The organism is Chromobacterium haemolyticum (assembly GCF_009936155.1).
Taxonomy (GTDB): Bacteria; Pseudomonadota; Gammaproteobacteria; order Burkholderiales; family Chromobacteriaceae; genus Chromobacterium; species Chromobacterium haemolyticum.
In genome coordinates, this window is the sequence record NZ_AP019312.1 from 3591289 (window position 1) to 3604474 (window position 13186).

The window sequence follows — 13186 nt, forward strand, 5'->3', positions numbered from 1 at the left end:
GTCAGCCCAACCACCCACACAGCGACACAAGCACCATGAGCCAACAACGCATCCACCTATCGGTTCAGGGCCGGGTTCAAGGCGTCGGCTTCCGTCCCTTCATCTGGCGCACGGCCAGCGAGTGCGGCCTCACCGGCTTTGTCCGAAACAGCGGCGAAGGCGTCACGCTGGAACTGCAAGGCGAGCCGCAGGCGCTGAGCGCCTTCCGCCAGGCGCTTCGAACCCGCCTGCCGCCGCTGGCGCACATCGACGCGCTGCAGGAGCGCGATATTCCGCTGCGCGATACCGAACAACGCTTTCAAATAGAAGAAAGCAGCGGCGCGGTCACCCACGCCCGGTTGCCGGCGGACGTAGCCACTTGTCCGTGCTGCGTGGAAGAACTGTTCACCCCTGGCGACCGCCGCTACCGCTTTCCCTTCATCAACTGCACCGATTGCGGGCCGCGCTACACCGTCACCCACCGGCTGCCCTACGACCGCGCCAACACCAGCATGCTGGCCTTTCCGCTGTGTCCCGTCTGCCGCCAAGAATACCTTGACCCGAACAGCCGCCGCTTTCACGCCGAACCCACCGCCTGCCCGGTGTGCGGCCCCAAGCTGCAGCTGACCGACCGCTTTGGCCAGAGCCTGAACGGCGACCCCATCGTGGGCGCGGTGCAAATCCTCAATATGGGTCGCAGCATAGCGATGAAAGGCTTGGGCGGCTTCCATCTGGTCTGCGACGCAGCCAGCCCGGCGGCGGTGGCGCGGCTGCGCCAGCTCAAACACCGCCCCGGCAAACCGCTGGCCATCATGGCACTGAACGTGGAATCCATCCGCGCGCTCTGCCATGTCAGCGAAGAAGAGGCCGCCTGGTTGCAACGCCCGGAACGCCCCATCGTGTTGCTGAACAAAAAACCCGAAGCCGACCAACTGCTGCCGGACATTGCACCCGGTCTGTCGGCTCTGGGCGTGATGCTGCCCTACACTCCGCTTCAATGGCTGCTGTTCCACGAAGCGCTGGGCCGCCCGCCCGGGACCAGTTGGCTGCGCCAGCCCTGCTCGCGGCTATGGGTGATGAGCAGCGCCAACTTGTCCGGCGAGCCCATCGTCACCGGCAACCAAGAGGCCCGCGAACGGCTGAACCAGGTAGCCGACGTCTTCCTGCTGCATAACCGCGCCATCGTCACTCGTTGCGACGATAGCGTGGTATCGCTGGAGCGGCGGCGGCCGCTGCTGTTCCGCCGCGCTCGCGGCTTTGTGCCGGACCCGGTGCCGTTGACGCTGGACGGCCCGCCGGTACTGGCGCTGGGCGCCTATATGAAGGCCACCGCCACCGTGCTGCGCGGCAAGGACGCCTTCGTGTCGCAATACATCGGCGCGCTCAACCACCCTCTGACCTGCGAGGCGCTGCAACAAGCGGCCGACCACTTGCTCGACCTCACCGGCGTCGCTCCGCAGGCAGTGGCTTGCGACCTGGAAACCGGCACCTACTCCAGCATGCTGGCCGAACACTTGTCCAAGCAATGGGAAGTGCCGCTGATCCGGGTTCAGCACCACCATGCCCACCTGGGCGCGGTGCTGGCCGAACACGGCGTGGCGGAACCGGCTTTGGGCTTGGCGCTGGACGGCTATGGCCTGGGTCACAACAACGGCGCCTGGGGCGGTGAAATGATGCTGGTGGACGGCGACAGCTGCGAACGCATCGGCCACATCTCGCCGTTGCCGCTGCCCGGCGTGGGACGCAGCCGGCTACCCCCCTGGAAACTGGCCGTGGCCTTATGGCAAACCCTGGAACTGGGACCGCTGCCGCCGCGGCTGGCGGCCCAGCCCGGCGCCCAACAATTGGAGAAACAGCTCTCTATCCGCCGAGACTGCCAGGACAGCACCAGCTTGGGCCGCTGGTTCGGCGCCGTCGCCGGCCTGACCCGCCAATGCGGGGTGGAAACCTTCGAAAGCGAAGCCGCGCAAAGGCTGGAGGCTCAGGCCGAGCCAGCCGAGCCGCTAGCCGACGGCTGGCTCACCCAGGCCAACCTGCTTGACCTGACGCCGCTTGCGCGCCATCTGTGCCAACTGGACGACGACCGAGCCATCGCCAGCCTGTGGCACGCCACGCTGGCAGCCGCGCTGGCGGACTGGGCCATCAAGGCGGCACGCACCACGGGCACCCGCATCGTGGCGCTGGCCGGCGGCTGCTGCGGCAATCGCCAACTGATGGCACAACTGCTGCCGCGGCTGGAGCAGGCCGGCCTGCGCCCGCTGACCGCGGAACAACTTCCGCCCAACGACGGCGGCCTGAGCCTGGGCCAGGCCTGGGTGGCCCGCCAGCGCCTGCTCCGCCGGAGCTGAAATGAAAACGGCGCGTCGCCCAAAGGCGACGCGCCGCGAAGGTCGGCCCAATCAGCGTCTTAGGACTGTAAGCGCTCGCCCCACAAATCGTGCTCGCTGCAATCGACGATCTTCACTGAATAGAACTCGCCCACTCGCATGTCCGCGGCATCCTCGACGAACACCAGACCGTCGATCTCCGGCGCATCCGCGTAGCTGCGGCAAATCGCCGTGCCTTCGTCGTCGATCTCGTCCACCAATACCTGCATCGTCTGACCGACGCGGCGCTCTAGGCGACGTGCGCTGATCTCTTCCTGCACCGCCATGAAGCGCTCTTTGCGCGCTTCCTTCACCTCTTCCGGTACCGGGTTCGGCAAATCGTTGGCGGTGGCGCCTTCCACCGGCGAATAGGTGAAACAGCCTACGCGGTCCAGCTCCGCCTCGCGGATGAAGGCCAGCAGCTCTTCGAAGTCCTCCTCGGTCTCGCCGGGGAAGCCTACGATGAAGGTGGAGCGAATCACCAATTCCGGGCAGATCTCGCGCCACTTCTTGATGCGCGCCAGCACATTATCGCTGTTGGCCGGACGCTTCATCAGCTTCAGCACCTTCTGGCTAGCGTGCTGGAACGGGATGTCCAGATAGGGCAGGATCTTACCGTCGCGCATCAGTGGAATCACCTCGTCCACATGCGGATACGGATAGACGTAGTGCAGACGCACCCAGATGCCGTGGCGGCCCAGCTCCTCGCACAGCTCGGTCATTCGGGTCTTCACCGGACGGCCATTGTGGAAGCCCAGCTTGTACTTGGTATCCACCCCGTAAGCCGACGTGTCCTGCGAGATCACCAGGATTTCCTTGACCCCGGCCTTGGCCAGGCTCTCCGCTTCGCGCAGCACATCGTGAATCGGCCGGCTTTCCAAATCCCCGCGCATGGACGGAATGATGCAGAAGGTGCAACGATGATTGCAGCCTTCGGAAATCTTCAGATACGCGTAATGCTTGGGCGTCAGCCGCACGCCAATGTCCGGCACCAGATCGACGAAGGGATCATGCGGCTTGGGCAGATGGGCATGTACCGCGCTCATCACCTCGTCGGTGGCGTGCGGGCCGGTCACGGCCAAGACCGACGGATGCGCATCCCGCACCACATCGCCCTTGGCCCCCAGACAGCCGGTGACGATGACCTTGCCGTTCTCGTTCAAGGCTTCGCCGATCGCATCCAGGGACTCCGCCACGGCGGAATCAATGAAACCACAGGTGTTGACCACCACCAGGTCGGCGCCGGCGTAACTGCCGGAAATATCGTAGCCTTCGGCGCGAAGGCGGGTCAGGATCTGCTCGGAGTCACTAGAGGCTTTGGGACAACCCAGCGACACGAAGCCGATACTTGGAATCTTGTCTGCCATGATGATGGCCTTGCTGAAGAAAAACGCGAGAGTATACAACGATTTGACAGGCGATGCGCAGCGTTGCGAGGGGTTGGGAGTCTGGGCTTGTCGATTCGTTTTCGCCGGCCCCGCGCCTGGCAGGATGCGGACGCCGCCTAGCAACGCTCCCCTTTCCGACCTCACTTGATAGTAAAATCCGACGCCTCCATATAGGCCTGAAAACCGGTTTACAATCTCGCGAGCAAAGGCGAGTCAAGGCGAAAGCAAGCGAAAAAACGGAATGGTCGAGTGGCACATGAGTATTTCAAAGGTGAACTCACCGTGTCACGCTCCACAACGCGCAGCAGATCGTGAACAGGTTCTATAAGCCGTCAACCCCTCACACAATACCGATATGAAAACTCTTGTTTCACGCATGGAGTCCCTGATTTTCGCAAGCCGCTGGCTGCAGGCTCCACTCTACCTTGGCCTCATCGTCGCCCAGGGGGTGTATGTCTATAAGTTTCTGCTCGAACTGATCCACTTGGTCGCCGACGCCTCCAGCATGACGGAAACCCAGATCATGCTGATCGTGCTGGGCCTGATCGACGTGGTGATGATCGCCAACCTGCTGATTATGGTAGTGGTGGGCGGCTACGAGACTTTCGTCTCCAAGATCGACAGCCTGAACACTCATGAGGACCGGCCGGAATGGCTCTCCCATGTGAACGCCGGGGTACTGAAGACCAAGCTGTCGCTAGCGCTGATCAGCATTTCCTCCATTCACCTGCTGAAAACCTTTATCAGCGCATCCAATCTGGGCAGCCCCGGCAACCCGCTCACCGAGCAGGGCGTGATGTGGCAGGTGGTGATCCACTGCACCTTCCTGCTGTCCGCGCTGGTGATGGCCTGGACCGACAAGCTGATGCAAAGCAAGCACTAGGAACCGCGGCGCGTCGGCGATACGGCGCTAAAACGGTCTCGCCAAGCGCAACACCTTGTCTCGTTCTGGCTCACAAGGCGTAAACATGTGGGCTCAGTCCAAACGCTCGGCGCAGTAAAAGGCGCCGGGCACCGGACACCCCGCCTCCTCTCGCAACATCATGTCCTGTCGTTCCACCTGTCGCAGCCGGCACGCCGCCAGTTGCGCCTCCACCCAGTCCGGATCATGCAGATAGCGTCCGCAGGGCTGCAGCTGGTGGCCTTCGGGCAAGGCCCTCAGCGCGCGCTCGATGCTGAACAGCAACAGGCCGCCCGGCTTGAGCGCGCGCGCCATCCAGTTTAAGGCTGGCCTCAGATCGCCAAAATAGCTGAGGGTGTCCAGGCAGCAGATCAGATCGCTAGCCGGAGGCAGCTCCGCCAGGAATTCAATGATGTCGCCTTGAGTCAAGGCGTCGTACACGCTCTTGGCTGCGGCGCGCCCTAGCATCTCTCCGCTGATATCCACCCCCTGCAAACGACGCGCGTACGGCCGCAGCGCAACGCCGGCCAGCCCGGTGCCGCAGCCCAGGTCCAGGACCTCCAGAGCGGCCGTTGGCGGCCCCAACCGCTTCAGGCATTGCGCCAGCCACTGCGGCCCCTGGTAGCGCAAGCTGGCCAGGGTCGCGTCAAACGCCTCGGCGTTGGCGTCGAAAGTCCGCCGGATGAACTCGGGACTACATTGCGGCGGCGGCTCCGCGCCGCCGCAGGCGGCAAGCAGGTGCAAAGCCACCGGATCATCCGGCGCCTGCGCCAGCCAGCCGCGCAGCAGCGCCAAGGCTTCTTCGCGCCGGTCCAACTCGCAGTAGGCCTCGATGCGCGCAATCGGCCCATGCTCCGCGGGCCGCGCCACGATGCCCAACGCGTTGTGCCGCCGCGCCTCGGCATGGCGTTCCTGGCGCAAATACAATCCGGCCAGCAGAAAGTGCGCGTCGGCGCAAGCTCCGTCCACGGCCAGCGCCTGCCGGCAAGCCTGTTCCGCGGCGGCTAAATCATCGCTCTGCTCGCAGGCGGCGGCCAGGTTGGTCCAATACATAGGCTGTCCGCCGTCCAGCTCCGCAGCCGCGGCGAAAGCCCGCCTCGCGTCGCCCAAGCGCCCCTGTCGCGCCTGCGCCATGCCCAAGCTGAAATGCCAGTCCGCATGGCCTGTTTCCGAGCAAATCGCCTCGCTCAACAAAGATTCAGCCTCCCCCGGACGCTGAGTCTGTAGCAATAGGAAAGCCAGGAAGGATTTGGCGGCGGCGCAAGCCGGCCAATCGCGCAAGCAGGAGCGGTAGCGCCGTTCTGCCTCCGCCCAGTCCCCCTCTAAATGACTGCGCTGCGCCTCGCGCAAGCAAGCGTTCAAGTCCTCGGCGGACATGTCGCGGCGCCTTGCCGGCTCAACCGGTTTGAATCGTCTAATGAAAACAGGGGAAAACGAAACGCGGCGAACGCCGCTCGAGAGAAATAGACGCCGTCAACTGCGCTCGGCATCCAGCATGCGGGGGTAAGCATGGCAAGCCCTCCAAGGGAGCGGCGGATGGAAACGGACAGGCGGCCATCCCAGCCGGCCGCCTCTGCTCAATCTTTGCTGCGCTTAGCGAAGCTTTGGAAAACTCATCCGCTTTCCGAAGCCGTTTTTAACGCCGCATCGCCAAAGCGCGGCAGGTCGTAAACAGGTTTTTAGGACGGGTCTTTGTCGTCCTCGCCGCCCTGCTTGTATGCCGGGAAGGCGAAGCCGCCGAACAGTTGCTTGGTCTGTTCCTGCATCCGGTTCTGCATGTCCAGGAACATGCTGGTGCTCTGTTCCATGTAGTTGGCCATCATGTTCTGCACCGCCGGCCCCTGAAATTTCATGAACTCCCCCCACAGATTAGCGTTCAACATGGTGTTGTCGCCGTAAATCGCGCGGGTTTGTTCCTGCATTTTCTGCTGCAGTTGGGCGAACAGTTGCAGATTGTTCTCCAGGAAAGGCCCCATCATGCCTTGCATGGCCTGGCCGTAAGAGCGGATGAACTGGGTCAGCACCTCGTAGCTGAACATAGGCATGCCGCCGTTCTCCTCCTCCAGGATGATCTGCAACAGCACACTGCGGGTGATGTCCTCCTGGCTCTTGGCGTCGACGACTTGAATATCCACATTATCAAGCACCAATTGCTTCACATCCCCCAAGGTGATGTAGGAACTGGTGGCGGTATCGTACAGCCGGCGGTTCGGGTACTTTTTGATGACCCGCTTTTCAACACTCATGTAACGCTCCCGGTTTATTTTGTTACGGTGTGCCGTGTGCCGGCAATTTATCATAAATACAACACGCTAGAGTAAATCTTCAGTCAAAGCTCCCATTTTTGCTGCAATGCATGATACATTTACTCGTCATTGTGCAGTGCAAAATTTTTGATTCAGACTATCTCCTTTAAGGTCTTACCCCACAGCGGAGGAATACATTATGTCCATCAGCAATGAGCAACTGAACAAGCTGTCCCTCAACGGTCTGGAAACCATTTTCCGCTTTTCGCAAATCACTCTGGATAGCGCCGAGCGTCTGGTCAAGCTGAACCTGGAAATCTCCAAGCAGTCGCTGGAAGAAAACGTCAAAATCGCCAAGCAGTTGAGCGGCGTGACCGACCCGCAAGAAGCGGTCAGCCATCTGAACAAGCTGGCCACCCAGAACATCGACACCGCTCTGGCCAACTCCCGCAATCTGTACGACATCGTTTCCTCCGCTCAAAGCGAACTGACCAAGCTGGCCGAAGAAAACCTGGGCAGCTTCAACAAGTCGCTGATCGGCGCGATCGAGTCCGCGGCCAAGAATGCTCCGGCCGGCTCCGACGCCGCGCTGAACGCGGTGAAGAGCTCGGTGGCCGCCGCCGCCGCCGCGGTCAACACCTTCAGCAAAGCCGCCCAGCAAGTGGTGGAATTCACCGACAGCAGCGTCAAGGCCGCCACCAGCGCCACCGCCGATGCAGTGAAGACCGCCAGCAAGCGCGCACCCACCGCCTAAGCGCAGTTTTAAGGCTAAAGCACAACCCCGTCCAGCCGACGGGGTTTTTCTTTGCCTTGCTTCGGAGGATGGCATGTGAGCGGCGACAGGTTTACAATCTCCGCGTTAAGCACGTTTCAGGAAACCAATAGGTTCAGCGCATGAAAATCAGCAGCAACTTTGACGCCGGCAGCATCGAGATCGTCTCCGCCGACAACTACGAAGACATCCAACTGCGCATCCGCCGCGACAATGCGGCCGAATTTGCCCAGTGGTTTTACTTCCGCGTGCAAGGCGCCGCTTATCAGCACTGCACCTTCAACTTTCTGAACGCCGGCCAAAGCGCGTATCCGGACGGCTGGATCGACTACCAGGCGGTGGCCTCCTACGACCGCATCAACTGGTTCCGCGTACCCACCCACTACGAAAACGGGGTGATGACGATAGATCATGTGCCGTTGTCCGGCAGCATCTATTACGCCTATTTCGAACCCTATTCCTACGATCAGCATCTGAACCTGATCGGCCAGGCGCAAGGCTCCGGCCTGTGTCAGGTCAGCGACCTGGGCTTTACCGTGCAGCAGCGCGACATCAATCTGCTGACCATAGGCCACGAGGTGGAATCGGATCTGAAAATCTGGATCATCGCCCGCCAGCACCCCGGCGAAACCATGGCGGAATGGTTTATCGAGGGCCTGCTCAATCGCCTGCTAGACCCGCAAGACCCCACCAGCCGCGCGCTGCTCGACCGCGCCACCTTCTACGTGGTGCCGAACATGAATCCGGACGGCTCGGTGTTGGGCAATCTGCGCACCAACGCCGCGGGCGCCAACCTCAACCGTGAATGGGCCAACCCCAGCGCGGAAACCAGCCCGGAAGTGCTGGCGGTGCGCAACAAGATGCAGGAAACCGGTGTGGACCTGTTCTTGGACATCCACGGCGATGAGAACATCCCCTATGTGTTCCTGGCCGGCACCGAGGGCGTGCCGTCATGGAACGAGCGTCTGGAAACCCTGGCCGACCAGTTCCGCCACCACTTGCTGCTGGCCAGCCCGGACTACCAGACCGAGCACGGCTACCCGCGCAACGCGCCGGGCAAGGCCAATATGACCATCGCCACCAACTGGGTGTGCGAAAACTTCGGCTGCCTCGCCTTCACGCTGGAAATGCCGTTCAAGGACAACGCCAATCTGCCGGACGACGACTTCGGCTGGAGCGGACAGCGCAGCCTGCGCCTGGGCGAGGCGGCCCTGTCCCCCATTTATGCGATAGCGCAAAACCTGCGCGCCTGAGAGCCATCAGGCCGAAAGCAAAAAAGCCACGGAACACCGTGGCTTTTTTCATTTCCATTGCCGCTTAAACGTGATCCAGCAATTGCAGCGGATAATCGATGGCGAGGTCGGCTCCCCACTCCGCCGGCCGGTCGCTGTCGGCAATGTAACCCCAATTGGCCAACACCGTTTTCATGCCCACGCTGCGGCCGGCGGCGATGTCGCGCTCGGCGTCGCCCACGTACAGGCAATGCTCGGGCGCGATGCCGATCTGATCGGCCGCATAACGCATCGGCCGCGGGTCCGGCTTGGGCACGCCCACGGTGTCGCCGCTGACCGTCACCGCCGGCGCCGTGATAAAAGGCAACGACGGCACTAAACGGTCAGTGAAGCGCATCGGCTTATTGGTGATGATGCCCCACGTCAGCCCCTTGTCCACCAAGCCCTGGATCAGGCCGTTGACGCCGTCGAACAACACGGTCTCGTCGGCGAAGCTGTGCTCGTAGTGATCCAAGAAGCGCAAACGATATTCCTCGAAACGAGGATGTTCGCGGTCTATGCCGAAACCCAGGCTGACCAGCCCGCGCGCGCCGTGGCTGGCGATGGGCCGCACCGCCGCGTACGGCTGCGGCGGCAAGCCCTCCTCGGCCAGCAGGCGGTTGAGCGCGGCGCCCAGATCGCGCGCAGTGTCGGCCAGAGTGCCGTCCAGATCGAATAGAACTGCCTTGATCATGATTCGCTTCAATGAAGGAGCGCGACGTCAGGCTGCCGACCATAAGCAGCCCGCCGGCCCGGTTCAACGTATGGTCTTGCCCAGAAACAGCTTGTAAGCCGGATTCTGGGTTTCCTCGACATAGGGATAGCCCAGATTATCGAGGAAGCGCTGGAACTCGGCATCGTCGCTGGCCGGCACCTGAACGCCCACCAATACGCGGCCGTAATCCGCGCCGTGATTGCGATAATGGAACAAGCTGATGTTCCAGTCCACGCTCATCGCCTCCAGGAAACGCATTAGCGCGCCGGGACGGTCCGGAAACTCGAAGCGCAGCACCCGCTCGTCCTTCAACTGCGGCGCATGGCCGCCCACCAGATGACGAATATGCAGCTTGGCCAGCTCATTATCAGTCAGGTCAATGCTCTCCAGCTCGTGAGCGTTCAGGCTGGCGAGTATGCCTTCCAGGTCCTGCTTGCCGCTGATCTGCACGCCGACGAAGACATGGGCGGTGCCCGGATCGGCGAAGCGGTAATTGAACTCGGTGATGTTGCGGCCGCCGATCACGGTACAGAAGCGCTTGAAGCTGCCCGGCTTTTCCGGAATGGTCACCGCGATAATGGCCTCGCGCCGCTCGCCCAGCTCGGAACGCTCGGACACATGGCGCAGGCGGTCGAAATTCATATTGGCGCCGCAGGAAATCGCCACCAGGGTCTGATTCTCGCAGCCCTCGCGCTCCACATAGGCCTTGGCGCCGGCCACCGCCAGAGCGCCCGCCGGCTCCACGATGGAGCGGGTGTCTTCGAAAATATCCTTGATCGCCGCGCAGATGGCGTCGGTGTCCACCAGGATGATCTCGTCCAGCAATTCGCGACAGATGCGGAAGGTCTCCTCGCCCACCAGCTTCACCGCCACCCCGTCGGCGAACAGGCCCACGTCCTTCAACTCCACCCGCTCGCCCTTGGCAATCGATTGACGCATTGCGTCGGAATCCACCGGCTGCACGCCAATCACCTTGATGTCCGGCTTCAGCCGCTTGATGAAGCTGGCGATGCCGGCGGCCAAACCGCCGCCGCCGATGGCGACGAAGATCGCGTTCAAGCCGTCCGGATGTTGACGCAGAATCTCCATGCCTATGGTGCCCTGGCCGGCGATCACATCCGGATCGTCGAATGGAGGTATATAAGTCATACCGTTTTGAGCGGCTAATTCGGATGCGTGCAGAAAGGCCTCGTTGAAAGAGTCCCCATGCAATACCACCAGGCCGCCGTATTGCTTGACCGCGTCGATTTTGATCTGCGGGGTGGTCACCGGCATCACGATGGTGGCTTCGCAGCCCAGCCGGCTGGCGGACAAGGCCACGCCCTGCGCGTGGTTGCCGGCGCTGGCGGTGATCACGCCACGTGCGCGCTGCTCCGCGCTGAGCTTGGCCATCTTGTTGTAGGCGCCGCGCAGCTTGAAAGAGAACACCGGCTGCAGATCCTCGCGCTTGAGCAGAATCGTGTTGCGATAGCGGCGCGACAGATTGGGCGCCAGCTCCAGCGGCGTTTCGATGGCGACGTCGTAAACCCGCGACGTCAGGATGCGTTCCAGATAGTCTTGCTTCTCTTGCATGGCAAAGCCTTTGTCCCGATCATTATTTTCCTTGAACTGCCAGAGTAGCAGGAACTCCAACTGAACGGGAAGCCTTGATAATATTGGATTGTTGCATTGCGGCATCGCAACGGCTCCAGCCGCCCCGCCCGCAGAAAATCGCCACTTCGCGGCAACCAGACGGCAATCCGCGTGTATAATCAACGGCTACTATTTGGACCTCAACCCCCAGCGTTGCCCATAGGAACAATGAAAACATTCACCAGCATTCTCACTGCGGCGGCGATCGCGCTGCCGTCCGTCTCTTTCGCTTCCGCCGCCTTCCTGCCGCCCGCGCCCGAGATCGCCGGCAAGGCCTATTACCTGACCGACTTCAACAGCGGACAAGTGCTGGCCGAGCGCGACCCGGACTCCCGCGTGGAGCCGGCCTCGCTGACCAAGCTGATGACCGCCTACCTCACCTTCAAGGCCTTGAAGGAAAAGCGGCTGACCCTGGAGCAAACGCTGACGGTGTCGCAAAAGGGCTGGAAGACCGAAGGCTCGCGCATGTTCCTGGATCCCAAGGTGCCTGCCAAAGTCGACGACCTGATCAAGGGCATGATCGTGCAGTCCGGCAACGACGCTTGCGTGACGCTGGCCGAAGCCATCGCCGGCAGCGAAGAAGTCTTCGCACAAGTGATGACCCAGCAGGCGCAGAAACTGGGCATGAAGAACACCCAGTTCCGCAACGCCACCGGCTTGCCCAATCCAGAGCACTACACTACCGTGCACGATCTGGGCATCCTGGCTGGCGCGCTGATCCGCGACTTCCCAGAGTTCTACCCGATCTACTCGATCAAGTCCTTCACCTATAACAACATCAAGCAGCCCAACCGCAACCTGCTGCTCTACCGCGACCCCAACGTCGACGGCATGAAGACAGGCTACACCGACAGCGCCGGCTACAATATGATCACCACCAGCCATCGCGACGGCCGTCGCGTGATTTCGGTCGTGGTGGGCACCGCCAGCCCGGAGGCGCGCGCGGTGGAAAGTTCCAAGCTGCTCAACTACGGCTTGCAGTTTTACGATACGCCCAAACTGTATAGCGGAGCCAAGCCGGTGTCCGAGCTGCCCATCTACAAGGGCGCGGCCAAAACCGTCTCCGTCGGCTTCGCCAACGATGTCTTCGCCACCGTGGCCAAGGGCCAGGCCGCCAAGCTCAAGGCAGATCTGACCACGATGCAGCCGCTGATCGCCCCGGTCAAAGCCGGCCAGGTAGTGGGCAAGCTGGTGGTGTCGCTGGACGGCAAGCCGCTGTTCGAGCGCCCGGTGGTGGCCTTGAAGGCAGTGGAAGAAGGCGGCTTCTTCAGCCGGCTGTGGGACAGCATCAAGCTGATGCTGGGCTGGAAATAAACGGCGTCCGCCGTTGATCGCGGCGCCGGGCATCGCCCGGACGCCGCTGCTGTATTATGATGTGACGTTTTAGTAATAAAGACGACCGTAAAATGTATTGGCGCGGATGGCCCGGTTTGCAGTACAACTGGCTGCTGCGCCTTTGCCCGTTTCGGGCGCGGCGTCTTTAGAACCTGTTTACGATCTGCTGCGCTTCGGCGATACAGCGTTGAAAACGCCTTCGAAATGCTCATGTACCGTGTGTACACTCCGCTTTCTCAGCGGTTTTCGCCTTGTCTCGCTCTTGCTCGCGAAATCGTAAACCCGTTCTTAGTGGATTTGATTGAATATGTCTGAAAAACAGGAACTCATGGAATTCCCCTGTCGCTTTCCCATCAAGGTGATGGGCGAGCGCCACGAGGATTTCGTCCTCACCATCACCGAGGTTGTGCGCGTCAACGCGCCAGACCTGGCCGACCACGACGTCACGCTGCGCGAAAGCTCCAATGGCCGCTTTTACGCGCTGACCGTCACCGTCACCGCCACTTCGCGTCAACAGCTGGACAACATCTATCTGTCGCTGACCGGCCATCCGATGGTCAAAATGGTGCTCTAAGCGCCAG

The 13186-nt window shown here is 61.7% G+C and carries 11 protein-coding genes; 6 read left to right on the forward strand and 5 right to left on the reverse strand.

All coding sequences use genetic code 11. The features are described 5' to 3' along the window. Positions 1–35: 35 nt before the first annotated feature. The gene (gene hypF, locus GYH29_RS16465) at positions 36–2327 is read left to right on the forward strand and encodes a carbamoyltransferase HypF (protein ID WP_107731792.1); all 2292 of its coding nucleotides are present in this window, start codon (positions 36–38) and stop codon (positions 2325–2327) included. 59 nt (positions 2328–2386) lie between these two features. Here the strand turns inward: hypF and rimO are convergent, their stop codons facing one another. Then, positions 2387–3712: a 30S ribosomal protein S12 methylthiotransferase RimO gene (rimO, locus tag GYH29_RS16470; RefSeq protein WP_039754865.1), complete on the reverse strand. Its 1326-nt coding sequence runs from the start codon at positions 3710–3712 to the stop codon at positions 2387–2389. A gap of 397 nt (positions 3713–4109) precedes the next feature. On the opposite strand from rimO, the gene GYH29_RS16475 reads away from it, so the two are divergent. Next, complete coding sequence (locus GYH29_RS16475; protein ID WP_232060412.1) at positions 4110–4616, forward strand: TIGR00645 family protein; 507 nt, start codon at positions 4110–4112, stop codon at positions 4614–4616. A 93-nt stretch (positions 4617–4709) separates the two neighbouring features. On the opposite strand, the gene GYH29_RS16480 is transcribed toward GYH29_RS16475, so the two are convergent. Both GYH29_RS16480 and phaR read right to left on the reverse strand, forming a co-directional pair. Then, the gene (locus GYH29_RS16480) at positions 4710–6011 is read right to left on the reverse strand and encodes a tetratricopeptide repeat protein (RefSeq protein ID WP_161524151.1); all 1302 of its coding nucleotides are present in this window, start codon (positions 6009–6011) and stop codon (positions 4710–4712) included. 302 nt (positions 6012–6313) lie between these two features. Beyond that, entirely contained in the window at positions 6314–6880 is a 567-nt protein-coding gene (phaR, locus tag GYH29_RS16485; protein ID WP_019101300.1) for a polyhydroxyalkanoate synthesis repressor PhaR, read from the reverse strand. Between the two features lie 199 nt (positions 6881–7079). Here phaR and GYH29_RS16490 point away from each other — a divergent pair, with 199 nt between their 5' ends. Next, a complete protein-coding gene (locus GYH29_RS16490; RefSeq protein ID WP_019101299.1) occupies positions 7080–7634 on the forward strand; it encodes a phasin family protein in 555 nt (184 codons plus the stop codon). A 140-nt stretch (positions 7635–7774) separates the two neighbouring features. Beyond that, a complete protein-coding gene (locus tag GYH29_RS16495) occupies positions 7775–8905 on the forward strand; it encodes a M14 family metallopeptidase (protein ID WP_019101298.1) in 1131 nt (376 codons plus the stop codon). A 64-nt stretch (positions 8906–8969) separates the two neighbouring features. Here the strand turns inward: GYH29_RS16495 and GYH29_RS16500 are convergent, their stop codons facing one another. Together GYH29_RS16500 and ilvA are read right to left on the reverse strand one after the other, a co-directional pair. Next, a complete protein-coding gene (locus GYH29_RS16500) occupies positions 8970–9617 on the reverse strand; it encodes an HAD family hydrolase (protein WP_019101297.1) in 648 nt (215 codons plus the stop codon). Positions 9618–9680: 63 nt separating this feature from the next. Further along, the gene (gene ilvA, locus GYH29_RS16505; protein ID WP_043594274.1) at positions 9681–11210 is read right to left on the reverse strand and encodes a threonine ammonia-lyase, biosynthetic; all 1530 of its coding nucleotides are present in this window, start codon (positions 11208–11210) and stop codon (positions 9681–9683) included. Positions 11211–11438: 228 nt separating this feature from the next. Between ilvA and GYH29_RS16510 the strand changes: the two genes are divergently transcribed. Both GYH29_RS16510 and GYH29_RS16515 read left to right on the forward strand, forming a co-directional pair. Continuing rightward, a complete protein-coding gene (locus tag GYH29_RS16510) occupies positions 11439–12584 on the forward strand; it encodes a D-alanyl-D-alanine carboxypeptidase family protein (protein ID WP_019101295.1) in 1146 nt (381 codons plus the stop codon). Positions 12585–12912: 328 nt separating this feature from the next. After that, positions 12913–13179: an HP0495 family protein gene (locus GYH29_RS16515; RefSeq protein WP_019101294.1), complete on the forward strand. Its 267-nt coding sequence runs from the start codon at positions 12913–12915 to the stop codon at positions 13177–13179. Positions 13180–13186: the final 7 nt, after the last annotated feature.